Below are 22,130 nucleotides of genomic sequence, written 5' to 3'. Positions count from 1 at the left end.
CCCCACACAACGCAGTTTTTCTGGGGAGCCCGCACGTGGAGAGGTCCGTAACAACGAAGTCCCGCGCGGGTGACGTAGGGCATTGACAACACCGTGCCGTCCAGGGCGCTTTGCTCAAGGGCGGTGTGAATTCAGGGGAGCGGGTTAGGCGGTAGGGGGAGTGCCAGGCAACTTCTCCGGGAGGCCACATGATTTCGTCCCGCTTCTCACATCTGGCGCTTTGGTTCGAGCGCAGTGTCACCGTGCTGGGTGTTCTGGTCGTGGTCTCACTTGGCCTGCCCGTGGCCTGGGTCATGGCTTCGCGCTTGGCGGAGGTGGTTCATCGCTGAATGCCGGGGGGGGGGGCGGGAGGCAGATCGCCCGAATTCGCTGACTGCCGAAACACGGGCGTCGAGCCAGTCGTCGACACGGGCCAAGGTTGTGCGCATGGCGCCTGGGTGGCAGTGCGCTCCGGGGTGGCAGTGCCGCCGGCCGGTCGAGGCAAGCGGCGCTTGCGCTCGGGAACCGGAGGGACGCTGTCGTTGGCCTTGGCGCTCTGCGTACGTGCCGCCTGCCGGGCGGGACCGATCGGCCCCGCCCCATCGCCCGTACGGCCCACAGTCGAGCACCGACGGTGCCCCATCGGGGCACTTCTCAGACGCACGGACCGCTCAGCGAACGGCGCTACGGTCCGTCGTCGGCGCGCTCGGCCCCTCAGCCGCGCCGACCGGCTCGACCTTGCGGTGTGCTGGGTCCGGATGAGCTCATGTGATCCGGGAGCTCATCGGCCGAACGACGGGAGACACGATGGCCTCGTACGAGCGCGGGAGCGAGCGGCCCCTGCCGGTGCCGCACCTGATCGCCCCTGACGCCATGGGTCCTGAGGATGTCCAGGTGGACTCTGCCGGCCGGGTCCTTACCGGGCTGGCAGACGGCAGGATTCTGCGCCTCACCCTCGATGACGCCGGGCGGCTGGGCGACTCCGAAGTCCTCGCGCGCACCGGGGGAAGGCCGCTGGGCCTGGAGGTGGCGCCCGACGGCGGGCTGCTGGTGTGCGACGCCCGGCGTGGTCTGCTGCGAGTCGATGCGAGTGATGGCTCGGTACGGGTGCTTGCCGAGGAAGTGGACGGTGTTCCGCTGCGGTTCTGCAGCAATGCGGCCGCGGCGAGCGATGGCACGGTGTTCTTCACGGTCTCCAGCCGCCGGTACGGTCTGGAGGGCTGGCTGGGCGACATCCTCGAGCACACCGGGACAGGTCTGCTGCTGCGTCTCCGACCGGGAGGAGCGCCGGAAGTGCTTCTGGACGGGCTCCAGTTCGCCAACGGCGTGGCGCTTGCCCCGGACGAGTCCTTCGTCGTCGTTGCCGAAACCGGCGCGTACCGGCTCACCCGGTTCTGGCTGACCGGGCCACGGGCAGGTGAGCGAGAAACTCTTCTCCGCGGACTGCCGGGCTTTCCCGACAACATTTCAAGAACCCCCGAGGGCCTGTTCTGGATCGCCCTCGCGGCGCCGAGGGACGCGGCCCTCGAATGGCTCCACCGTAGATCCAGAGGGGTCCGGCGCGCCGCCGGGGCCGTAGCCGGCAGGCTCAGGATCCCGCCACGGTCAACCGTCGAGGTCTTGGCGGTCGACAGTGCGGGCAGGATCGTGCACGACCTCGTTCTCCATCGCTCGCCGTACCGCATGGTCACCAGCGTCTGTGAGATCAGGGGAAAGCTGGTCCTGGGGAGCCTCCGTGAACGCGGCATCGCAGTCTGTGGCCGACCGACGACGTGAACGAGGCGCTGGACCGGCCGACGCGTCGCACCGCCCAGGAGGGAGCCCAAGCGGGAGCGGCGCAGGACGAGCGCAGACCTCGATCGGTCGCGGCTGTCATGGCGGCCGGATACGGGCTGTGGACGAGGCGCTGACCGCGGCCCCCATCAGTTGCGGGGTGCCCGTGCGGAAGACGATTCCCTGGTCGCCGACCAAGCGGGGCCCGAGACAGGCCAGTGGCCGGTGCTCCGGGCAAGCGGGCCCGGGCACCGACCACTGCGTCCGGTAGGACTCGTTCAGCGGCCCAGCGCTTTGGCGAGCTGGTCCTTGGTCATCGAGGAGCGGCCCTTGATGTTCTTCTGCTTGGCCTCGTTGTAGAGCTGGTCGCGGGTGGGCCCTTGAGGGCCCTTGCCCTTGCCCGAGCGTTCGCCGCCGCGCTGGGGGGCGGACTTGGGGTCTTGCGTGGAGGTGCGGCTCGCGGATCGGGACTCGCCCGAGCGGGCGCGTTCCTTGTTGACCGTACGGGCGGCGATCTCCTTGGCGCGCCGGGTGGAGGCGCCGCGCTCTTCCTGGCCCTCCTTGATGTGCTCGTATTGCCGTTCACGCTTGCGGTTCGATCCTGCAGGCATGTCCCTTCCTCCTTGAATATCGTGGCGTGCCCGCCGTCACTCCGGGGTTCTGGGCCCTGGCTCGTCGAAGCCTGCGATCGGTGGCGCGCCGCGGCCTCTATGTGCCGCGTTGACGGACCACTTCTGTCTCGGCTTCTTCGATCACACTGCCCGCGATCCAGGTGATGGGTTCCACGTGCTGGGCCCGAGGCTCGTTGTCCGGTCCGCGGCCGCACCTTTGGCCTACAAGAGCCCACGGCTTGCCGGAGCCGGAGCCGGAGCCGGAGCGCTCAGGCCTGTGCCGATACATCACCGCGGGCAGGACCGGCGGGCACGCACCCGACCCCCATCCGCTGCATCAGGTGTGGCCCCGAGGGGCTGGAGCAGCAGGAGTGAACAGTGGGGTTGCCGGGCCCCCCGCCTGCTCCTGATGCCGCTCCGCACCTGCCCCAATAGAGGCCTGGTCAGCGGGCACCGGGCCGAGTTCCCGGGACATGACCCGCGTCATGATGAGGAGAGGACTGCGCGCGGTGGGCTGACCGCCGCGTTGTCATGCCCCGGAATGCTGTGGCGGGGTCCCCCAGGTGGGAAATCACCACGCTCGTGCTTCCTCCAGGAGGCGGGCGCGTGCGGCGGCGATCGGTGGGGCATCCTCTGTGCCCGAACGGCAGGCGAGGTAGAGGGTGTTGATCGGGGGTACTTCGGGCTCGAGGAGTGGTACGAGCGTGCCCCCGGCGAGTTCGTCGGTGCACAGGTAGCGGGGCAGGACGCTGATGCCGGCTCCGGCGATGGTCGCGGCCAGCACTGCTCTCAGGTCCGGTACGACGACGGCGGGGCTCTGGGTGGCGCGCGTACCGAAGACGCTCTGCCAGTAGCGGCGGATGATGGGAAGGTCCTCGGCATAGCTGAGGAGCGGTACTTCGGCAAGGGCCGCCGCGCCGTCACGCGTGAGCCGCCGGCCATCGAGGGCCGCGGCCCAGCGGGGTGCTGCGACCAGGACGAACTCCTCGTCGGCCAGCGGTGTGAGGGTGATGCCTTTGCCACGGGGGCGGATGGTGGAGATGACCAGGTCGAAGCGTCCGTCACGCAGGCCGACCAGCAGGTCCTGAGCGAGGCCCAGCGTGACTCGCAGCTTGAGACCTTCCTCCACCAGGTCCGAGAGGGCCGGGATGGCGCGGACACTGGTGAGTTCCGCGGGCCCGGCAAGGTGGAGGGGCTTGGCGAAGGGAGTGCTGCGCTCCAGCCCGCGCTGGGCAACGAGCGTCAGCGCGTCGACATGGGGCGCGACCTGCGCGGCGAGCTCATCGGCCACCGAGGTGGCCACCACTCCCCGGGGCATGCGGCGGAAGAGCTGCTGGCCCAACTGCTCCTCCAGGGAACGGATCTGTGCCGTCACGGTCGGCTGCGACAGGCGCACCTGGCGCGCGGCTGAGGTGAGGGATCCGGACCGGTAGGCGGCCAGGAACGTTCTGAACAGGGAAAGGTCCATGCCTGCATTCCTTGCACCAGCGACCCATTGGTTTTCCGATGACTCGCCTGGGGGTTTCCCATTGGTTTCTGATGGCTGAGACACCCTACATTGAGCAGGCCCGGGACGGCCTCCCCGCCGTCCCGACCGTTCCCGCAAAGCAGTTCAAGGAGTTCCCATGTCTTCCGCCCGCAGGGTCCTGTTCGCTCTTACCAGCCACGACAAGCTGGGGGAGACCGGCAGGACGACCGGCTTCTACCTCCCCGAGGCCGCCCATCCCTGGAAGGCTCTGACCGATGCAGGCTTCGAGGTCGACCTGGTTTCGGTCGCGGGCGGCCGGCCCCCCATGGACGACGCGGACACCTCTGACCCCGTGCAGAAGGCGTTCCTCGAGGACCCGCGCATCGCCACTCGGCTGGACAGCACCCCGCGCCCGGAGGAGATCACCCCCGCCGACTACGACGCGATCCTCTTCGTCGGCGGCCACGGCACCATGTGGGACTTCCCCGACAGCACTGGTCTGACCGCCATAGCGCGGAGCATCTACGAGGCCGGGGGCGTGGTATCCGCCGTCTGCCACGGTCCCGCGGCACTGGTCAACCTGACGCTCTCGGACGGCTCGTACCTGGTGGCGGGCAAGAATCTGGCCGCGTTCACCAATGACGAAGAGGAAGCGGCAGGGCTCACCAACGAGGTTCCCTTCGCCCTGCAGAGCAAGCTCGAGGAACGAGGAGCCAAGCACAGCGGCGCGCCGAACTTCGAGGCCCATGTGGTCACCGACGGCCGCCTGGTGACGGGACAGAACCCGGCCTCCGCGCCCGGTCTCGGCGAAGCCCTCGTACGGGTCCTGTCCGACGAAGTTTCGCGCTGAGCAGGCTCGAGAGGGCCCGGCCGCGGTGAACCGCTCCGGGCCCTCTCGAAGCCGTGATGCGTCAGCTGCTGCCCGCCCCCTCGACATCGTCCCGTCCCTGCCCGGCCCCTTGGTCGGGCTGTTCCTGTTTCTGTTCCTGCCCGGTGAAGAGCTCTTCGAGGACTCAAGGGATCGGGTGGCGGCCGCTGTGGGGCTCGCTCACACCGGTCTCCGCGGTGACGTCTGCTGCACCAGTAAGTGACCTTCGGGTCGCTTTGGGCGTGGGCCGGGCGCGGGTCGGGCGGCCCAGGCGTCTGAGTAGGCGGTGCTCTTCAACAGCGGCCGGGACACCGTAGATGATCTTGCCAATGTTGCGTACTGACTTCACAAGTGCCAGAGCCTGTCGCAGGGGAGACGTGAAGCGCATTGTGGGCCCGAGGGCCATAACCCGGCCCATGAGAGGTGCCCGGCAAGTGCGGCGGGTCTCCTATTGCTCGGCGCCGGCGATGCTTCCCCTGTTCCTCGTCGCCCCCTTCGACGCGACGACGTCAACTCTCGCTGTGAGAGCGGGCGTTCAATGAAAGGCTGTCACATGTTTCTGGGTCTGCGGACCATCATGTATCCCGCTCCGAACCTGGACGCCGACAAGGCGTGGTGGACTTCGGTTCTTGGCATCGAGCCCTATTTCGACGAGCCGTTCTACGTCGGATTCAACGTCGGGGGATACGAGCCTGCCCTCGACCCTCACGCCAGTCCCTCGGATGGGGCGCTGACCTACTGGGGTGTCCCGGACGTCGATCAGGCCTTGGAGAGGCTCACCGCCGCCGGCGCGACAGTGCGCGAGGCAGTCCAGGAGGTCGGCGGTTCAATCCGCGCCGCGTCCGTGGTCGAGCCTTCCGGATCCGTCATCGGGCTGTTGGAGAACCCTCATTTCGCGCTGCCCGATTCGCCGCCACGAATCGGCGACGGGCCGGGTCGGTAGCCCGAATACCGATGTGCTCACACCTGTCGTGGCGGCCGCCGTCGCACCTTCATTTCCTTGCACATCGTCGACAGGTCCCGCAGCTGACGCCCGGTACTTACTCGAACAGGTAACGGCCTCGTGGTGTGACAGTCGAGCGAGCATCCACCACTTGTCTTTGTGAGTAGTGGTCGGACGCCCCTGGTGGCGGGTCATGCCGGCAGCCGGCCAGGAGTGTCCTGAGCAGGGAAAAGTCCAAGCGATTTCCTCCCCGGAAGCCACACGGGCATTGTTTTTCCGATGGCTCCGTAGGGGCACCCCTATTTGGTTTTCGATGCGGGAGGACGCCTAGGTTGGCAATGCCGGTGAGGTCACCTCCCGGCGCTGCAACCACAGTCGTTACGCACCATCTGGAGTTCCCATGAATGCCGCTCGCAAGGTCCTTTTCGTTCTCACCAGTCACGACACGTTGGGCGAGACCGGCAGGGCGACCGGCTTCTATCTTCCCGAGGCCGCTCATCCCTGGAAGGCGCTCACCGACGCCGGCTTCGAGGTCGATCTCGTGTCGGTGAAGGGCGGCCGGCCGTCGATGGACGGAGGCGACACCTCCGACGTCGTGCAGCTCGCCTTCCTTGAGGACGCCCGTATGGCGGCCAAGTTGGAGAACACGCTGCGCCCGGAGGAGATCACGCCCGGCGACTACGAGGCGATCCTCTTCGTCGGTGGCCACGGCACCATGTGGGACTTCCCCAACAACGCCGGACTGACCGGCATTGCGCGGGACATCTACGAGGCCGGAGGCGTGGTGGCCGCGGTCTGCCACGGTCCCGCGGCCCTGGTCAACCTGACGCTCTCGGACGGCACTTACCTGGTGGCGGGCAAGAACGTCGCCGCGTTCACCAACGCCGAAGAGGAAGCGGCGGAGCTGGTGGACGTGGTGCCCTTCTCCCTGCAGAGCAAGCTCGAGGAGCGAGGCGCCAAGCACACCTCGGCACCCAACTTCGAGGCCCACGTGGTCGTCGACGGCCGTCTGGTGACGGGACAGAACCCGGCGTCGGCCACGACCCTGGGGCAGGCGCTGGCCACCACCCTGACCGAATTGCGTGCGGCCTGAGCCACGGTGGCATGAAGCCGTAGGCGCGTAACCGGCCCCGGGCCGCCGTTGGGTCCACCGACCTCTTGCAACGGACGGTCCGGGGCCGGTGCCCTATGGCGGGGTGCGATGAGCGGGAGGCCCCGAATGCCCGGGAAAGGGGCGCTACTTGTACGCGCCTCACCGCCCTGGTCGACCGCGTACACGTGGCGTGTCGAGCAACGACGCAGCCCGCACGATGGGCAGCGCTGTACGGGTATGCCAGCCCGGCCCGCAATACCGCACCACCCGTCACGGCGGACGCGATCACGAACACGGCGACGGCGACGAGCCGGTGCGCGGGATTTCCGGCAGCCTCCTCCGCCACAGCCTTGCCCAACGCCGTGCCGGACGGCGGCAGTCCGGCCGGAGCGAGGCCGCCGGCGAGGAGCAGGGCACCGGTCAGGCTCCGCCCGGCCACATCAAGGATGCTTGTTCACCCTGGCGACACGAACCCCGACTCGTACGCCGCGATCACCGCCTGTGTGCGGTCCCGCGCCCCCAGCTTCGCGAGCACGGCGCTGACATGGGACTTGACCGTCTCCGTGCCGACGACGATCTCCACGGCGATCTCCGCGTTGGTCAGTCCGCGGGCCATCAGCCGCAGCACCTCCGCTTCGCGCTCGGTCAGCGCGGCGCGGTCCATCGCGGTGCGGGCGGCCGGATTGCCGTAGTCCCTGCCGTACTCGGCGGCCAACTTCCTGACTGTGGCCGGGAACAGCAGCGAGTCCCCCTCTGCCACCAGCCTCACGGCATGCACGATCTCGGCCGGGCGCGACCGTTTGAGCAGGAACCCGTCGGCGCCGGCACGCAGCGCCTCGTACACGTACTCGTCGTTCTCGAAGGTCGTCACCACCAGAATTTTCGGTGGCTCGGGCACACTGCGCAGCACCGCCCGCGTGGCGTCGATCCCGTCCATCAGCGGCATCCGTACGTCCATGGCCACCACATCGGGGCGCAGTCGGCGCACAAGCGGGATCACCGCGGCCCCATCCGCGGCCTCGCCGACGACCTCGATGTCCGACTGCGTCCCCAGGACGGCGCGCAGGCCCGCGCGTACGAGCGGTTCGTCGTCGACCAGCAGCACCGTGAGTGGCACGTGACCAGCGTAGATCAACCGACCGGCAGTTCGACGTGCACGTGCCAGTTCCCGTCGTTCGGTCCGATCTCGGCACGGCCCCCGAGGAGTGCGACGCGTTCGCGGATGCCGCGCAGCCCGCTGCCGGCCTCCCGGCTCGTCACGGATGCCCCATGGGGCAGTGGATTGCGTATGTCCATCTCCAGGTGCGCGTCTTCCACGGCGATGCGCACGTGGACCGGCACGGTTCCCGCGTGCCGCAGCACATTGGTCAGGGCCTCCTGGAGCATGCGGTACCCCTCGCGGGACACCGGGCCGGGCACACGCTCCAGTGGGCCGGTGACTTCGGCGTCGACCTTCACCCCCGAGGAGCGCGCGGAGTCGAGCAGGCGGTCCGCCTCGCCGAGCGTGGGCCTGCTGCTCGCCGGACGCTCGGCCTCGCGCAGGACGAGCAGGACGCGCTCCAGGTCCTCCAACGCCGCCCGGCCCGTCTCCTCGATGGCACCGAGCGCGCGCTCGGTGAACTCCGGGTCGGCGGCGGCGCGGGCGGCGCCCGCCTGGACGACGGCGACTGTCAGGGCGTGCCCGATGGAGTCGTGCAGTTCCCGGGCGATCCGATTGCGCTCCAGGAGCTGCTCGGTGCGCTGCTCGAGGGCGGCGAGCCGCTCATGGGAGGACGGCCCCAGCAGGCGGCGTGCCGCCACCGCCATCAGAGCCCCGGCCGCCGCGACGACCATCAGCAGGATCAACGGCGGCACCGGCACCAGCAGCGCGTACGCCCAATTCCGCCCGGAGACCGGGATCATGAGGTCCGCTCCGGGGGAGGAACCGGTCGCAGCTCCGGCCAACTCCAGGGAGAGCGCCATGAGTTGCCCCGTCAAGAAGGCGATGAGGCAGCCGGCCTCCAGGCGCAGTACCAGCCATACGGCGGTCCTCGCCCGGTCGCTCCAGGAGGCGGAAGGCGCCGCGGAGACGGCGGGCTCGTCCCGGTTGTCCTTCACGCGTGCGTGCGGCCCCGGGAACAGCATCAGCCGCGCCTGCAGCCCCTCGGCCAGACGCATCGCCGGCACCATGGCCGCCGCCACGAGCAGGGGGATCGGCAGGACCGCCACCAGGCCCCACTCCGCGGCCGACAGAGCGTCCAGTCCCGGGTAGACCGCGCCGCAGACGAACGCGAGGACTGCACCGATGAGCATGTGGAGCCAGCGGGTGTACGTGACGGCATGCGTCAGCGGTCGCAGAAAGCGGGGCATGCCGTCATGGTGTCAGCGGTGCCCTGGAGAGCGTCTCCCCCGCACGGGGGAGCCGCTCTCCACCGCCGGGGGAGGACCTGCCCCGTCCCTTGCCGTGACGCTGAAGCCATGACCAGCATCGACATCAAAGACCTCACCAAGGAGTACGGCGCCAACCGGGCTGTGGACCGGCTGACGTTCACCATCGGGCCGGGCCGGGTCACCGGATTCCTCGGGCCCAACGGCGCCGGCAAGTCCACCACCATGCGTCTCGTCCTGGGCCTCGACCGCCCCACGTCGGGTGCGGCCACCGTAGGCGGGCGGCACTACGCCGCGATCCGGGATCCGCTGCGCACAGTCGGCGCCCTGCTGGACGCACAGGCGGCGCACGGCTCCCGTACCGCTCGCGACCATCTGCGCGCTCTGGCTGCCAGCAACCGCATCCCACCGTCCCGTGTCGACGAGGTCCTCGACGAAGCGGGCCTCACCACGGTCGCAGGCCGTCGCATCAAGACCTTCTCGCTCGGCATGCGCCAGCGCCTCGGCGTTGCGGCCGCACTGCTCGGTGATCCACGGGTCGTCATGCTGGACGAGCCGTCCAACGGACTCGACCCCGAAGGCATCATCTGGATCCGTGAGTTGGTGCGCAGACTCGCACGCGAGGGCCGTACGGTGCTCGTGTCCAGCCATCTGATGAACGAGACCGCGACCTTCGCCGACCACCTCGTTGTCCTGGGGCGCGGCAGGCTGCTGGCGGATGCCCCCATGCAGGAGTTCCTGGAGGCGCACGGCAGGCCGCGGGTGCGGCTGCGCACCACCGAGGCGGCCCGTCTGCGGTCCACCCTGTCCCACAAGGGCTATGAGCCGGTGCGGACCGAGGACGGCCGGTGGCTCGTCCACGGCGCGAAGGCCGAGGACGTCGGGGCGATTGCCGCCCGCGAAGGCATCCCCGTCCTCGAACTCGCCGACGAGCAGACCTCCTTGGAGGAGGCCTACCTCGCCCTCACCGCTCTCGACACGGAGTTCGCCGCCGCGTCCCCGACCGTCCCCCAGGAGGCCTGACCATGTCGACCACCGCGGTCCTCCATTCCGAGTGGATCAAGATCAGGTCGTTGCGCGCCGGCTTCGGATCGCTCATCGCGCTCTTCGGGGCCACGCTCGCGATCACCCTGCTCGTGTCCGCCACCGTCGGACAGGCCGAGGCCGACAACCCCGAGGCAGAGCCGCTCTTCGGCGCCTTCTACGGGCTCAATTTCGGTCAGATCGCGGCGATCACCTTCGGGGCGACGGCGATCTCCTCCGAGTATCTGGGCGGTGCGCTGCGCGTCTCCCTCTCGGCCGTGCCGCACCGGGGACTGTTCTACGCCGCCAAGATGGCGGTCGTGGGATCAGCCGCACTCGTCGTGGGGCTCCTCAGCAGCTTTGCGTCCTTCCTGGGGGGCCAGGCCTTCATGGGAACGTACGCCATCGGGCTCGGCGACCCGGGAGCCGTGCGCGCCTGCGTCGGCGGCGGGATCTATCTCGCCCTCATGGCGCTGTTCGCCGCGGGCCTGACCGTCCTGCTGCGCAGCGGCGTCGCGGTGCTGAGCCTGCTCATCCCCTTTGTTCTGATCGTCTCGTTCGTTGTCGGGGACATCGCGAAGGGTGCCGCGGAATATCTGCCGGACCGGGCAGGCCAACAGGTGCTCCATCAAGACCCGGTGGGCGCCCTCGGCCCCTGGACGGGTCTGGCCGTGACGGCGGCCTGGGCGGCAGCCGCGCTTCTGGCCGGATGGTGGGCCCTGCACCGCCGCGACGCCTGACGACGCCCAGCCCGGACGGCCGGGGACAGCCGACGCCCCACCCGTCCGACGAGGGCACTCCGACCTCGGCACGGACCCGCTGGACGTGTTCTCGCTGGGTCCGCTCGACCACACCCCACTCACCATCGGCATCGCCCAGGCGCTGGTCGCCATCGTGTGCATCGGCGTCTGGGCGCAGGAGAACCGGCGGTGCCCCGTCATGTCGTCGTTGATCACCTGCTTCCTCTGCGGCAGTGTCATCGACCTGCTGCGGGCCACCGAAGTGGCCGAGGCATTCGGAAAGCCCGCGGGCCGCCCGCATCAGGGTCGCGGACCACGCGTCCGGCCGGCTCGCGGACACGCTCGACCACGATGCGGGCCTCACCGCTCCCCGGAAGGGACCGCCGTAACGCAGAACATCCGCGGTCACGGGTTTGCCTGTCGATGCGAGGGGCAGGCGCCCCCTCGTGCTTCGGACCGCAGGCACTCCCGCGGGAGCGGTGTGTCTGCTCGGGTGTCCTCCGGCGCGGTCCTCGGTGCTCCTGCGGTGAACCCGGACGCCGCAAATGGAGCTGTTCTCATGACGACCGTACGAGCACAGGCCGCAGCACCCCTCAAGACCAAGCGCCCCTCCAAGAAGCACCCGCATGACGACGCCCCTGACACCAGCGCCGAGTTCGAAAAGATCTCGCATCTCCCCGAAGGCCCGCACAAGGAGGAGCTGCGGCAGCAGGTCGTCCGGGCGTGGATACCCATGGCCGAGCGGCTGGCCCGCCAGTTCCGCAATCGCGGGGAGTCTCTGGAAGACCTTGAACAGGTGGCCGCGCTGGGCCTGGTGAAAGCTGTGATCCGCTACGACCCGGCGCGCGGTACGGCGTTCGAGAGCTTCGCCGTCCCCACGGTCGTCGGCGAGGTCAAGCGGCACTTCCGCGACCACATGTGGGGCCTGCACGTACCCCGCCGCGTCCAGGAACTGCGCAACCGCGTACGGACCGCCTACCGCGAGCTCTCCCACTCCCTCGACGGACGCGGACCCGGTGTCGAGGAACTGGCCGAGTACACGGGGCTGACCGAGGACGAGGTCCGTACGGGACTGGAAGCGCTCGACAGCTTCACCACGCTCTCGCTCGACGCGTCCTCGTCCGGCTCCGACGAGGACGGCTTCGCCCTGGTGGACGTCATCAGCGACCAGGAGCCCGGCTACGACCGGATCATCGATCGCGAATCGCTCAAGCCGCAGCTCGCGCTGCTGTCCGAGCGGGAGCGGGAGATTCTCTACCTGCGCTTCTTCCGCGACATGACGCAGAGCCGGATAGCGGACCACCTCGGCATCTCCCAGATGCACGTCTCCCGCATCATCAGCCGCACCTGCAACTCTCTCTGCCGACAGGTGATGGCCGACGCCGGCTGACGCAGGCGCGGGACCGCCCGCGTCGCCGCTCCCGGCCGGGCCCACGCACCATGGTTGCGGCCGGGAGCGCCGGATACTCTGAGCCCATGCCGCCTGGACGCCGTACCGCCCGCCAGACCGATCTCCTGGAACGGCTGGTCGCGCTGCTGGCGGCCGAAGGGTTCGCCTCGTTCACGCTCGACGACCTGGCGGAGCGTCTGCGCTGCTCCAAGACGACGCTCTACCAGCTTGCGGGGAGCAAGCAGTCGCTTGTGCAGGAGGCGGTCAAGCACTACTTCCGCAACGCCGCGGAGGCCGTCGAGAAGCGGGTGGCCGACACCTCGGAGCCCTCCGAGCGCGTGGTGACCTATCTGAACGCGGTGGCCGAGCAACTCCGCCCGCTCTCCCGGCAGTTCCTCGACGACATGGCCGCCTTCGCGCCCGCGCGCGAGGTGTACGAGGCGAATACGCGGCTTGCCGCCGAGCGGGTTCGCCGGCTGATCACCGAGGGCGTCGCGGTCGGTGCCTTCCGCGATGTGCACGCCGCGTTCGTGGGCGAGGTCGTGGCGGCGACGATGCAGGGGATCCAGCGGGGCGAGGTGGCGGCCCGTACGGGGCTGAGCGACTCGGCCGCCTATGCGGAGCTGGCGTCGCTCATCGTCCACGCAGTCTCCTCCTGACCTGGGACCTGGCCACCGGCTGACCTGCCCGCCGCCTCACCTCACCACCGGCCTCCCGCCTCATCACCGGCCCACCGCCTCATCACCGGCCCACCGGCTCCCGCATCCCCCTCACCACCGGCCCACCGGCTGAGCGTCCGATCACCCGGCCGGCCCACGGTGGACTTTCCGCCTCCGCCGGTGTCCGCTTGCCCGGTCGGTCACCGTTTCCGCAGGTCAGGGCGGTTTGCGCCGTTTCCGTGGTGCGCGAAGTCACCTCTGCCGCCGACTCGACGAGCGTACCGAGACTGATACTGTCGTACCCGGTTCAGTATCATTTTCGTCGTGGAGGGTCCGGATGCCTGCCACCCGCACGGTGCCCACTCAGGAAGCCGCCGATCTCATCTCCCTCACCCGCGAGCTCGCGGAGAAGGAGCTGCTGCCCCGCGTCGCCCTGGCCGAGGCCGACGAGGCGTTCCCGCGCGACGTCTTCCGCACGCTCGGACGCACCGGTCTGCTCGGGCTGCCGTACCCGGAGAGCTACGGCGGCGGCGAGCAGCCGTACGAGGTCTATCTGCAGGTGCTGGAGGAGGTCGCGGCGGTCTGGGCCAGCGTCGCCGTCGGCATCTCGGTCCACGCCCTGTCCTGCTTCGGCCTGGCCACCTTCGGCACCGAGGAGCAGAAGGCCGAATGGCTCCCCGACATGCTCGGTGGCGAACTCCTGGGCGCCTACTGCCTGTCGGAGCCGCACGCCGGCTCCGACGCGACCGCCATGCGCACCCGGGCCGTCAGGGACGGCGACAGCTATGTCCTCAACGGCACCAAGGCATGGACCACCCACGGCGGGTACGCCGACTTCTACAAGGTGATGGCCCGCACCTCCGACGACCGCAACCACGGCATCTCCTGCTTCCTCGTCCCCGCGGACACCCCCGGCCTCAGCGCCGACCCGCCCGAGCGGAAGATGGGCCTCACCGGCTCCGCGACCGCCACCATGCGGCTGGACGACGTACGGGTTCCGGTGAACCGCCGGCTCGGCGAGGAGGGCCAGGGGCTGCAGATCGCGCTCGCGGGACTGGATGCCGGCCGGCTCGGCATCGCCTCGGTCGCGACCGGCCTCGCCCAGGGCGCGCTGGACCACGCCGTCCGCTACGCCCGCGACCGCGAGACCTTCGGCAAGCCGATCATCGAGCACCAGGGCCTGGGCTTCGTCCTGGCCGACATGTCCGCCGCGGTCGAGTCCGCCCGGGCCACCACGCTCGCCGCCGCCCGGCTCAAGGACCGGAAGCTGCCTTTCGGGCGCGAGGCGTCCATGGCCAAACTGGTGGCCACGGACAACGCCATGCGGGTCACCACGGATGCCGTTCAGGTGCTCGGAGGGTATGGATACACGCGTGACTTCCCGGTGGAGCGCTACATGCGCGAGGCCAAGGTCATGCAGATCTTCGAGGGAACGAACCAGATCCAGCGCATGGTGATCAGCCGCGCGCTGAACAAGGACACTCAGGGCGTCATCGCCGTACACGGCAAGGAGTACTGATGCAGCTCGACAACACCGCCGCGATCGTCACGGGCGGGGCCTCCGGCCTCGGCGGCGCGACCGCGCAGGCCCTGGCGAAGCAGGGAGTGGCGGTCTTCGTCCTCGACCTTCCGGCGAGCATCGACAACGCCCCGGATGTCGACAACGTGACGTACATCGGGACCGATGTCACCGACGGCGAGCAGGTCCGGGTGGCGGTGGAGATCGCGGCGTCGGGCGGGGCCCCGCTGCGTACGGTCGTCAACTGCGCCGGAATCGGGCCCTCCATGCGCATTCTCGGCAAGAAGGGCGTGCATGACCTCGACGTCTACGCCAAGATCGTCCAGGTCAATCTGATCGGTTCGTTCAACGTCCTGGCGCTCGCCTCCGAGGCCATCGCACAGACCGAGGCCGACGAGCAGGGGCAGCGCGGCGTCATCATCAACACCGCGTCCATCGCCGCGTTCGACGGCCAGGTGGGCCAGGCCGCGTACGCCTCCTCCAAGGGAGGCATCGTCGGCCTGACCCTGCCCGCCGCGCGCGACCTCGCGCAGTACGGCATCCGGGTCTGCACCATCGCCCCCGGCATCGTCGAGACCCCGATGCTCGCCACCGTCTCGGACGAGTTCCGGGCCGGGCTGGCCGCAGGCATCCCGTTCCCGCAGCGCCTGGCGCGGCCCGATGAGTACGCCCAGCTCGCCCTGTCGATCATCGGCCACGACTACCTCAACGGCGAGACGATCCGCATGGACGGCGCCCTGCGCATGGCGCCCCGCTAGGCGGCATCACCCGATCTCCCGCGGAGGTCGCGGTCTCCCTCACAGCAGGACGACCGCGACCTCCGTCGCTTTGACACTGGTGAACACCGGTGTGCCGTCGGCCAGTCCGAGCTCCGCGGCCGCCGCCGGAGTGATTTCGGCGACGAGGTCGGGGGCCTCGCCGGAGGTCACGAGCACGCGCAGACGGCTGCCGACCGCGGTGATCTCGCGCACCGTGCCGGACCAGACGTTCCGGGGGCTGCCGCTGGGCCTCTCGCGGTGCAGGGCGACCGCCTCGGGCGCGATGACCGCGAGGGCTTCCGCCCCCGGGGGCACCGGCTCGGCCGCCACGATGCCCGCACCGCCTGCGAGCCGGAGCCCGTCGGCCGTGGACGTGCCCGGCCAGGCGTTGCGGCCCAGCATCCGCGCGACCCATGGGGAGCGCGGATGCCGGGTGACCTCCAGCGGGGACGCGTCCTGCAGGGCACGGCCGTCCTGGAGGACGAGGACGCGGTCGGCGAGCGATACCGCCTCGACCGGGTCATGGGTGACGATCAGGCAGACACCGCCGAACGCCTCGAGATGACGGCGCAGCAGATGCCGTACGCGGGCCCGAGTCGACTGGTCGAGGGCGGCCAGCGGCTCGTCCAGCAGCAGCAGCCGGGGGCGGGCGGCCAACGCGCGGGCGAGAGCGACGCGTTGGGCCTGGCCGCCGGAGAGCTGCGTCGGCCGGTGATGGGCGAGATGGCCGACGCCGAGCCGGTCGAGCCACTCCTGCGCGGCCCGGCGGGCATCGGCACGCGACACGCGGTGGGCGCGCAGCCCGTACGCGGTGTTGGCGAGGGCCGACAGATGGGGGAACAGCGCCCCGTCCTGCGGAACCCAGGCCACGCCTCGGCGGTGCGGGGGCAGCGCGGTGACGTCGGCGTCGCCGAGGCGCAGCGTGGCGCGGGAGCGGTCGGTGAGGCCGAGGAGGGCGCGCAACAGGGTCGTCTTTCCGGCGCCGTTGGGGCCGACGACCGCGATGGTCGTGCCCGCGGCGGCGTCCAGGGTCAGCCGATTGAAGCCGGTGACCTTCGTGTGCAGGGAGGTGGGGCGCGCGACCTTGTCCGGTACGGGCGTCGGACCACTGTCCTCCGTGCGCCGTTCCCCCTGCCGCGGCGCGTCCTCGTCCCCGTGCGGCCGCTCCCGCCGGCCCCCGGGAGCCGGGCTGCTCATGGCTCCCGTCCAGCGCCCGCGCAGCGCGACGAGCACGGCCATGGCGACCACGAGCAGCAGCAGCGAGACGGAGGTGGCGGCCTCCGGACGGTCCTGGAGGAGCAGATAGACCTGGAGCGGCAGGGTCTGCGTGGTGCCGGGGAGATTGCCGGCGAACGTGATGGTCGCCCCGAACTCACCCAGCGCCCGCGCCCAGGTCAGCGCCGCCCCGGCGGTCAGCCCCGGGACGACCATGGGCAGTGTCACGGTGAGGAAGACCCGTATCGGCGAGGCGCCGAGCGAGGCGGCCGTCTCCTCGTACCGCCGGCTGAGTGCCGCGAGCGTGCCCTCCAGGCTGATGACGAGGAACGGCATCGCCACGAAGGTCGCGGCGACGACCGCGCCGGAGGTGTGGAACGGCAGGGTGACGCCGAACCAGTCCTCCAGCCACGGCCCGAGCAGCCCGCGCCGCCCGAAGCCGAGCAGCAGCGCGACACCGCCGACCGTGGGCGGCAGCACCATCGGCAGCAGGACGAGCGACCTCACGAGGGCCTTGCCGGGGAAGTCGACGCGGGCCAGGAGCCAGGCCAGCGGTACGCCGAGGACGAGGGAGAGCGCCAGCGCCCACGCCGAGACCAGCAGGGAGAGTTGCAGCGCCTGGACGGACTGCGGGCTGCCGAGGTGGTCGCCGAGTTCGCCCCAGGACGTCCGCGCCAGGATGCCGATGAGCGGCAGGAGCAGGAACGCGATCGCGAGCAGTGCGGGGACTGCCAGCGGGAGGGGCGCGCGCGGCCGGCGCACCTGCGGCGGGCGTACGCGGTTGCGGGTTCTCATCGTGACGTCCCGGGGTGGTGTGCGGGGGACCGGTGGCGCCACGGGGGCTGCCCGCCCCCCACAGGCGTGCGGCCCCCGGGCGCCGGTCGCGGGGTCACGGCTTCTGGAATCCGGCGTCCCGCAGGATCTTCTGCGCCTCGGGCGAGGACAGCCACGCCACGAACGCTTCGGCGGCCTTCGCGTGCTCCGACTGCCCGAGGGTGGCGGCCGGGTACTCGGCCACGGCGTTCTGGCCGTCCGGGATCGTCACGGCGTCGACCTTGCCGGTCGCGGAGGCCGCGTCGGTCCTGTAGACGAGCCCCGCGTCGGCCTCGCCGAGCTCGACCTTGCTGAGGACGGCTCGGACGTTCGGTTCCTGCGAGACCGGCTTCACCGCGACCTTCTGCGCGTCCAGGATCTGCCTGCTGTACCGGCCGACGGGGACCTCCGGCGCGGCCAGAACGACCTTGAGCCCGGGGTCGGCGAGGTCCTTCAGGTCGCCGATCTTCTTCGGATTGCCCTCGCCGGTCGCGATCACCAGGCGGTTCCTGGCGATGACCGTGGGCTCTCCGGTCTCCCCCTTCAGCCCGTCCATGGTCTTGGTGTCGGCCGTGACCAGGGCGTCGGCGGGCGCGCCCTGCTTCACCTGGGCGGCGAGTTCCTGCGAGCCCGCGAAGGAGAACGTGATCCTGGTGCCGGGGTTCTGCTTCTCGTACGTGTTCGCGGCCTTCTCGAACACGTCGGTGAGGGAGGACGCGGCCAGCACGGTGAGATCGGCCGGGGGAGCGGAGTCGGCGTCGCGGGATCCCGAACCGGTGTCCTTCGCCTCGTCGTCGCTGCCGCAGGCGGCGAGCGGCAGGGCGAGCGCTGCGGCGAGGACGGTGGCGGCGGCGCGGCGCCGGGTGACGGCGAGGGACATGGAACTGCCTCCTGGGTGAGGTGACGCATGGGGCGGCGGGCCGGGCCCTAGAGGGGCGGAGCCGAAGACGGACGGGACGAGCCGGAGAGGGCGACGGGCCCGGCGCCGTTGCCGCTGCCCGGAGGACTCCCGGATGTGATGAAGACTCAGGTGCGGTCGATGTGCACGCTGGTGGACTTCACACGGGCGGTGGCCTGCATGCCGACCTCCAGCCCCAGCTCCTCGACAGCCTCCCGGGTCAGCAGCGAAACCAGCCGGTGCGGTCCCGCCTGGATCTCGACCTGGGCGGCGACATCGCCGAGTTTGACCGCGGTGACGATGCCGGGGAACGCGTTGCGGGCCGAGGTGTACGAGGTCTCCTCCTCGCCGGTGCCGCTCTGCGCGAGTTCGATCGAGAACGCGGCCAGATCGCGGCCGTCGATCAGACGGCGACCGCTGTCGTCGCGGTGGGTCGCGACGCGGCCCGCGTCCGCCCAGCGACGCGCGGTGTCAGGGCTGACACCGAGCAGACGCGCCGCCTGGCCAATGGTGTAGGAATGCATATGCGCCACCGTAGAGCGGCTGGCCTCGCATCTGCAATGAGCAGGGTGGCTTCTTGGAGTAAATGCGACCCTGCTTGGAGGAAACGCCGAGCGCTGCGGGCGGTCGGGTGCCTGCTTGCCCGGAGGGCGGCCGATGTCTGGCTAGAGTGCGAAGTTTCCGGGCGAAACGTCACGCGAGATCAGAAGATGGGGCAATCCATGGGATTGAGCATCCGCAACCAGATGGCCGGCACCGTCGTATCCGTGACACCGGGGGACGTCATGGCCGTCGTCAAGGTCCGCCTCACGGGCGGGCAGGACATCACCGCGGCGATCACCGCCGAGGCCGTACGGGATCTGGGCATCGCGGACGGCACCGCCGTACAGGCGCTGATGAAGTCCACCGAAGTCGCTCTCGCCACCGGTCCGGTCCCCGGCGTCAGTATCCGCAACCAGATCCCCGGCACGATCACCGGTATCACCGCGGGCAGTGCCATGGCCGGGGTGAAGGTGGACGTGGAGGGCGGCGCGACACTGACCGCCGCGGTCACCCATGACGCGGTCGCCGATCTCGGCCTGGCGGTGGGCAGTTCCGTGGTCGCGCTCATCAAGTCGACCGAAGTCTCCCTCGCCACCGCCTGATCCGGGCCGCTCCGCGGCCATAGGCGTCCCGGTCCGCTGCGCCGGGCGGGCCGCGGCACCGCCCGGCCGGAGACTGAGCGTTCACCTAGCTCGTCGCTGGTTATCGTCGACATCGATCCCGGCCGCCGGCGCGCACGGTCCGCACCAGCCGATCGGCCCCCTGCCGTGAGGAGGCTCCCTGACCGGTCCGAAGACCCCCTGGTGACGGTCACGTCGCCACCGCCGCGCCGGCCGGCGCCGGTACGGCCGTCACGCATGACCTGCCCGCGCGGCTGCACACCTCCGCCGTCTCCGGGACGCGAGCTGCTCCCGGGGCGAGCCGGCGCCCCGGTCGTACGCGGGCGTGGCACTGGCCCAACTCGGCCTCGGGGCAGGCGCGTCGGCCCGCGACACACCTCCGTACGGGCCCGGGTGCGCGGCGGCACATGTGCCGGTACCCCGCCGAACAGGGGGAATTCACCGCGGCTTCGGAGTTCGCATACGCCGTGAACGCTCTCCGTGCAGCGGCTGAACACATTTCCCGAACCGGCTCATGCACCTGGGTTCTCGGCGAGGCGGGAACATGGCGGTCGCGCATGCGGCAGTATCGCGATCAGCACAACCACAAGAAAGGACCGTCACGGTGATGAGGCTCAACCCTGCCACCGAAGCTCTCTACGAGAGCGTCGTCGGACGCAACCCCGCGGAAGCGGAGTTCCACCAGGCCGTTGCCGAGGTGCTGCAGAGCATTCAGCCCGCGCTCGACCGGCGCCCCGAACTCCGCGACGCGGCACTCCTGGAGAGGCTCTGCGAACCCGAGCGCCAGATCATGTTCCGGGTCGTGTGGACCGACGACAGCGGCAGGGCGCACGTCAACCGCGGTTTCCGGGTGGGATTCAGCTCCGCTCTCGGTCCTTACAAGGGAGGGCTGCGCTTCCACCCCAGCGTGAACCTCGGAGTCGTCAAATTCCTGGCATTCGAGCAGATTTTCAAAAATGCGCTCACAGGGCTCGGTATCGGGGCGGGAAAGGGCGGTTCGGACTTCAATCCGGCCGGGCGCTCGGACGGCGAGGTCATGCGCTTCTGCCAGGCGTTCATGACCGAACTGCACCGGCACATCGGCCCGCAGACCGATGTGCCCGCCGGGGACATCGGCGTCGGCTCCCGTGAGATCGGCTATCTGTTCGGACAGTACAAGCGCCTCACCAACCGCTTCGACGCCGGCACGCTCACCGGCAAGGACCTGCTCATCGGCGGCAGTCTCGTCCGTCCCGAGGCCACCGGCTTCGGCACCGTCTACTTCCTCGACGCGATGCTCGCCGCCCGGGGCCACTCCCTCGAGGGCAGGACCGCCGTCCTGTCCGGCTCCGGCAATGTCGCCTATCACGCCATTGCCAAGCTGCACGAGTTGGGCGCCACCGCCGTTGCCTGCTCCGACTCCAGCGGCTATGTCCACGACCCCGCGGGTCTCCGCCTCGATGTGCTCCACGAGGTCAAGACCGTTCAGCGCCGCAAGCTGGACGCCTATGCGGAGTTGGTGCCGTCGGCCAAGTTCGTCCGCGGCAGGGCTCCCTGGGATGTTCCCTGCGACATCGCCCTCCCCGCTGCCACCCAGAACGAATTGGGTGAGGCGGACGCGATCTCGCTCACCAAGAACGGGCTGCTTGCCGTGGCGGAAGGGGCCAACATGCCCTGCACCCCGGAAGCCATCCGTATCCTCCAGGAGGCCGATGTCGCGTTCGCGCCGGGCAAGGCCGCCAACGCCGGCGGAGTCGCCACCTCCGCATTGGAGATGCAGCAGAACGCCTCCCGTGACCGCTGGTCGTTCGTCGAGACCGACAAGCGCCTGGCCGAGACGATGCGGGCCATCCACGACACCTGCCTGGCCACCGCGGAGGCGTACGAGCAGCCCGGTGACTACATCAGCGGGGCGAACATCACGGGATTCCTGACCGTCGCGAGCGCCATGGCCACGCTCGGGCTCGTCTGAGGCGCGCCCGAGGTACACATACGGTCGGGGCCGGGCATGCGCACATGCCCGGCCCCGGCCGTGTGCCGGTGGTCGTTCAGCCGAGGAACGGCGCGTAGTACACACCGACTTGTTCGCGGCGGCCCGCATCCACCGGATGTCGTTCCCTGTCGAACTCGGGAGCGTTTCCGATCTCGTCCTTGGCGCAGGCCACGAAGACCGTTTCGGAGGGGATGTCGACGGTCGTGACCAGGCCGGCCGGCAGCAGGACGTGCTTGCCGAAGATCCAGGGGCCGGTGTCCACGACCAGATACGAGGAGCCGACCTCGTCGGAGTGCTTGTCGACCTTGCCGATGCTTCCGTCGGTCGCCTCGACCCGGTATCCGATCAGATCCGTCCCGGAACGGTGATTCGACGCGGACGTGTAGTTCCACAGATTCTCGGTCATGACATTCCTTCGCGGGTTCCAGCGGTGCATCGAGAGGAGACCGAACCGTCAACCTCTTTCCGCGATATCGGATACCCGGGGCCTTCCATGCAATTCCCCTTTTCCTCGGGCGAGTTGCGCATGCACCGCCCGGCGCCTCCCTGAGGCCGTAACGGGGGGGATTTTCGCGGGAGTTGGGGAAAGGTGGTGCGACCGGTGCTGACACCGGTCGGACCACCCTTCGTTCTGCACTGGTGAGTTGCTCACCAGCAGCTCAGGTTCCCCCTGTGGTCACCCACCGCGGTGAGGCCTGTGAACACCCCTCGGCCTCTATTCCTGCGGGTGCCCCGCGAGCCCTCTTTCAACCGCACCGCATCGCTGTTTGTTGAAGCTTCCGCGGGGTATCCGGGGGCTTCGCATTCACGTCCGGTATTCATGGACCTGACTTTCCGGACCTTCCTTCAGGGGCTGGAGAAGAGCCGCCGCCGTGCCA

21 protein-coding genes are annotated in these 22,130 nt (G+C 69.9%); 12 read left to right on the top strand and 9 right to left on the bottom strand.

The window, feature by feature from the left end; genetic code table 11:
- The first annotated feature begins 852 nt into the window (after positions 1 to 852).
- Positions 853 to 1,755, top strand: coding sequence for an SMP-30/gluconolactonase/LRE family protein (locus ACGFNH_RS06340; protein ID WP_393652226.1), 903 nt, complete (start codon positions 853 to 855; stop codon positions 1,753 to 1,755).
- Positions 1,756 to 2,030: 275 nt separating this feature from the next.
- Here the strand turns inward: ACGFNH_RS06340 and ACGFNH_RS06335 are convergent, their stop codons facing one another.
- The 3 genes from ACGFNH_RS06335 to ACGFNH_RS06325 form a co-directional block, all read right to left on the bottom strand.
- Positions 2,031 to 2,363: a plasmid stabilization protein gene (locus ACGFNH_RS06335; RefSeq protein WP_393651875.1), complete on the bottom strand. Its 333-nt coding sequence runs from the start codon at positions 2,361 to 2,363 to the stop codon at positions 2,031 to 2,033.
- A 97-nt stretch (positions 2,364 to 2,460) separates the two neighbouring features.
- Positions 2,461 to 2,652: a DUF6098 family protein gene (locus ACGFNH_RS06330; protein ID WP_393651874.1), complete on the bottom strand. Its 192-nt coding sequence runs from the start codon at positions 2,650 to 2,652 to the stop codon at positions 2,461 to 2,463.
- Between the two features lie 282 nt (positions 2,653 to 2,934).
- Positions 2,935 to 3,831, bottom strand: coding sequence for a LysR family transcriptional regulator (locus ACGFNH_RS06325; protein ID WP_393651873.1), 897 nt, complete (start codon positions 3,829 to 3,831; stop codon positions 2,935 to 2,937).
- Positions 3,832 to 3,988: 157 nt separating this feature from the next.
- Here ACGFNH_RS06325 and ACGFNH_RS06320 point away from each other — a divergent pair, with 157 nt between their 5' ends.
- The 3 genes from ACGFNH_RS06320 (at position 3,989) to ACGFNH_RS06310 (ending at position 6,735) form a co-directional block, all read left to right on the top strand.
- Positions 3,989 to 4,681 (top strand): type 1 glutamine amidotransferase domain-containing protein, encoded by a 693-nt coding sequence (locus ACGFNH_RS06320; protein WP_393651872.1) that lies wholly within the window; start codon positions 3,989 to 3,991, stop codon positions 4,679 to 4,681.
- Between the two features lie 571 nt (positions 4,682 to 5,252).
- Positions 5,253 to 5,642, top strand: coding sequence for a VOC family protein (locus ACGFNH_RS06315; RefSeq protein ID WP_393651871.1), 390 nt, complete (start codon positions 5,253 to 5,255; stop codon positions 5,640 to 5,642).
- Positions 5,643 to 6,042: 400 nt separating this feature from the next.
- Positions 6,043 to 6,735, top strand: a complete 693-nt coding sequence (locus ACGFNH_RS06310) for a type 1 glutamine amidotransferase domain-containing protein (RefSeq protein ID WP_393651870.1) — start codon at positions 6,043 to 6,045, stop codon at positions 6,733 to 6,735.
- Positions 6,736 to 7,189: 454 nt separating this feature from the next.
- On the opposite strand, the gene ACGFNH_RS06305 is transcribed toward ACGFNH_RS06310, so the two are convergent.
- Both ACGFNH_RS06305 and ACGFNH_RS06300 read right to left on the bottom strand, forming a co-directional pair.
- Positions 7,190 to 7,852 carry a response regulator gene (locus ACGFNH_RS06305; RefSeq protein ID WP_393651869.1) on the bottom strand — a complete coding sequence of 221 codons (663 nt, stop codon included), beginning with the start codon at positions 7,850 to 7,852 and terminating at the stop codon, positions 7,190 to 7,192.
- 14 nt (positions 7,853 to 7,866) lie between these two features.
- Complete coding sequence (locus tag ACGFNH_RS06300; protein ID WP_393651868.1) at positions 7,867 to 9,084, bottom strand: sensor histidine kinase; 1,218 nt, start codon at positions 9,082 to 9,084, stop codon at positions 7,867 to 7,869.
- A 108-nt stretch (positions 9,085 to 9,192) separates the two neighbouring features.
- Here ACGFNH_RS06300 and ACGFNH_RS06295 point away from each other — a divergent pair, with 108 nt between their 5' ends.
- The 6 genes from ACGFNH_RS06295 to ACGFNH_RS06270 all read left to right on the top strand — a co-directional run bounded on the left by ACGFNH_RS06295 (position 9,193) and on the right by ACGFNH_RS06270 (position 15,191).
- Complete coding sequence (locus tag ACGFNH_RS06295; protein WP_393651867.1) at positions 9,193 to 10,125, top strand: ABC transporter ATP-binding protein; 933 nt, start codon at positions 9,193 to 9,195, stop codon at positions 10,123 to 10,125.
- 2 nt (positions 10,126 to 10,127) lie between these two features.
- Positions 10,128 to 10,865, top strand: a complete 738-nt coding sequence (locus ACGFNH_RS06290; RefSeq protein WP_393651866.1) for an ABC transporter permease — start codon at positions 10,128 to 10,130, stop codon at positions 10,863 to 10,865.
- A 559-nt stretch (positions 10,866 to 11,424) separates the two neighbouring features.
- Positions 11,425 to 12,255 carry a SigB/SigF/SigG family RNA polymerase sigma factor gene (locus ACGFNH_RS06285; protein ID WP_393651865.1) on the top strand — a complete coding sequence of 277 codons (831 nt, stop codon included), beginning with the start codon at positions 11,425 to 11,427 and terminating at the stop codon, positions 12,253 to 12,255.
- 86 nt (positions 12,256 to 12,341) lie between these two features.
- A complete protein-coding gene (locus tag ACGFNH_RS06280; protein WP_393651864.1) occupies positions 12,342 to 12,914 on the top strand; it encodes a TetR/AcrR family transcriptional regulator in 573 nt (190 codons plus the stop codon).
- 337 nt (positions 12,915 to 13,251) lie between these two features.
- A complete protein-coding gene (locus ACGFNH_RS06275) occupies positions 13,252 to 14,433 on the top strand; it encodes an acyl-CoA dehydrogenase family protein (protein ID WP_393651863.1) in 1,182 nt (393 codons plus the stop codon).
- Complete coding sequence (locus ACGFNH_RS06270) at positions 14,433 to 15,191, top strand: SDR family NAD(P)-dependent oxidoreductase (RefSeq protein WP_393651862.1); 759 nt, start codon at positions 14,433 to 14,435, stop codon at positions 15,189 to 15,191. Before ACGFNH_RS06275 ends, ACGFNH_RS06270 begins: the two co-directional genes overlap by 1 nt.
- A gap of 39 nt (positions 15,192 to 15,230) precedes the next feature.
- Here the strand turns inward: ACGFNH_RS06270 and ACGFNH_RS06265 are convergent, their stop codons facing one another.
- The 3 genes from ACGFNH_RS06265 to ACGFNH_RS06255 form a co-directional block, all read right to left on the bottom strand.
- A complete protein-coding gene (locus ACGFNH_RS06265; RefSeq protein ID WP_393651861.1) occupies positions 15,231 to 17,201 on the bottom strand; it encodes an ABC transporter permease in 1,971 nt (656 codons plus the stop codon).
- 94 nt (positions 17,202 to 17,295) lie between these two features.
- The gene (gene modA, locus ACGFNH_RS06260) at positions 17,296 to 18,099 is read right to left on the bottom strand and encodes a molybdate ABC transporter substrate-binding protein (protein WP_393651860.1); all 804 of its coding nucleotides are present in this window, start codon (positions 18,097 to 18,099) and stop codon (positions 17,296 to 17,298) included.
- A 146-nt stretch (positions 18,100 to 18,245) separates the two neighbouring features.
- Positions 18,246 to 18,641, bottom strand: a complete 396-nt coding sequence (locus ACGFNH_RS06255; RefSeq protein WP_393651859.1) for a molybdopterin-binding protein — start codon at positions 18,639 to 18,641, stop codon at positions 18,246 to 18,248.
- A 198-nt stretch (positions 18,642 to 18,839) separates the two neighbouring features.
- Here ACGFNH_RS06255 and ACGFNH_RS06250 point away from each other — a divergent pair, with 198 nt between their 5' ends.
- Together ACGFNH_RS06250 and gdhA are read left to right on the top strand one after the other, a co-directional pair.
- Complete coding sequence (locus tag ACGFNH_RS06250) at positions 18,840 to 19,262, top strand: molybdopterin-binding protein (RefSeq protein ID WP_393651858.1); 423 nt, start codon at positions 18,840 to 18,842, stop codon at positions 19,260 to 19,262.
- A 625-nt stretch (positions 19,263 to 19,887) separates the two neighbouring features.
- Positions 19,888 to 21,231, top strand: a complete 1,344-nt coding sequence (gene gdhA / locus ACGFNH_RS06245) for an NADP-specific glutamate dehydrogenase (RefSeq protein ID WP_393651857.1) — start codon at positions 19,888 to 19,890, stop codon at positions 21,229 to 21,231.
- 76 nt (positions 21,232 to 21,307) lie between these two features.
- On the opposite strand, the gene ACGFNH_RS06240 is transcribed toward gdhA, so the two are convergent.
- On the bottom strand, positions 21,308 to 21,658 hold the full coding sequence (locus ACGFNH_RS06240) for a PRC-barrel domain-containing protein (RefSeq protein WP_393651856.1): 351 nt from the start codon (positions 21,656 to 21,658) through the stop codon (positions 21,308 to 21,310).
- Between the last annotated feature and the right edge of the window lie 472 nt (positions 21,659 to 22,130).

The sequence above is a fragment of the Streptomyces sp. NPDC048639 genome, from assembly GCF_043199075.1.
Lineage (GTDB): Bacteria > Actinomycetota > Actinomycetes > Streptomycetales > Streptomycetaceae > Streptomyces.
The sequence above is the reverse complement of the archived record's forward strand: the minus strand, read 5'-3'. Positions and strand labels throughout refer to the sequence as shown.

Excerpts from the sequence above, each read along its gene's own strand:
- ACGFNH_RS06265 (WP_393651861.1), bottom strand. The coding sequence starts at position 17,201 with ATGAGAACCCGCAACCGCGTACGCCCGCCGCAGGTGCGCCGGCCGCGC.
- gdhA (WP_393651857.1), top strand. The coding sequence starts at position 19,888 with ATGAGGCTCAACCCTGCCACCGAAGCTCTCTACGAGAGCGTCGTCGGA.
- ACGFNH_RS06270 (WP_393651862.1), top strand. The coding sequence starts at position 14,433 with ATGCAGCTCGACAACACCGCCGCGATCGTCACGGGCGGGGCCTCCGGC.
- ACGFNH_RS06240 (WP_393651856.1), bottom strand. The coding sequence starts at position 21,658 with ATGACCGAGAATCTGTGGAACTACACGTCCGCGTCGAATCACCGTTCC.
- ACGFNH_RS06300 (WP_393651868.1), bottom strand. The coding sequence starts at position 9,084 with ATGCCCCGCTTTCTGCGACCGCTGACGCATGCCGTCACGTACACCCGC.
- ACGFNH_RS06325 (WP_393651873.1), bottom strand. The coding sequence starts at position 3,831 with ATGGACCTTTCCCTGTTCAGAACGTTCCTGGCCGCCTACCGGTCCGGA.
- ACGFNH_RS06330 (WP_393651874.1), bottom strand. The coding sequence starts at position 2,652 with ATGTATCGGCACAGGCCTGAGCGCTCCGGCTCCGGCTCCGGCTCCGGC.
- ACGFNH_RS06280 (WP_393651864.1), top strand. The coding sequence starts at position 12,342 with ATGCCGCCTGGACGCCGTACCGCCCGCCAGACCGATCTCCTGGAACGG.
- ACGFNH_RS06315 (WP_393651871.1), top strand. The coding sequence starts at position 5,253 with ATGTTTCTGGGTCTGCGGACCATCATGTATCCCGCTCCGAACCTGGAC.
- ACGFNH_RS06275 (WP_393651863.1), top strand. The coding sequence starts at position 13,252 with ATGCCTGCCACCCGCACGGTGCCCACTCAGGAAGCCGCCGATCTCATC.
- ACGFNH_RS06250 (WP_393651858.1), top strand. The coding sequence starts at position 18,840 with ATGGGATTGAGCATCCGCAACCAGATGGCCGGCACCGTCGTATCCGTG.
- ACGFNH_RS06285 (WP_393651865.1), top strand. The coding sequence starts at position 11,425 with ATGACGACCGTACGAGCACAGGCCGCAGCACCCCTCAAGACCAAGCGC.
- ACGFNH_RS06340 (WP_393652226.1), top strand. The coding sequence starts at position 853 with ATGGGTCCTGAGGATGTCCAGGTGGACTCTGCCGGCCGGGTCCTTACC.
- ACGFNH_RS06295 (WP_393651867.1), top strand. The coding sequence starts at position 9,193 with ATGACCAGCATCGACATCAAAGACCTCACCAAGGAGTACGGCGCCAAC.
- ACGFNH_RS06320 (WP_393651872.1), top strand. The coding sequence starts at position 3,989 with ATGTCTTCCGCCCGCAGGGTCCTGTTCGCTCTTACCAGCCACGACAAG.
- ACGFNH_RS06290 (WP_393651866.1), top strand. The coding sequence starts at position 10,128 with ATGTCGACCACCGCGGTCCTCCATTCCGAGTGGATCAAGATCAGGTCG.
- ACGFNH_RS06335 (WP_393651875.1), bottom strand. The coding sequence starts at position 2,363 with ATGCCTGCAGGATCGAACCGCAAGCGTGAACGGCAATACGAGCACATC.
- ACGFNH_RS06255 (WP_393651859.1), bottom strand. The coding sequence starts at position 18,641 with ATGCATTCCTACACCATTGGCCAGGCGGCGCGTCTGCTCGGTGTCAGC.
- ACGFNH_RS06310 (WP_393651870.1), top strand. The coding sequence starts at position 6,043 with ATGAATGCCGCTCGCAAGGTCCTTTTCGTTCTCACCAGTCACGACACG.
- modA (WP_393651860.1), bottom strand. The coding sequence starts at position 18,099 with ATGTCCCTCGCCGTCACCCGGCGCCGCGCCGCCGCCACCGTCCTCGCC.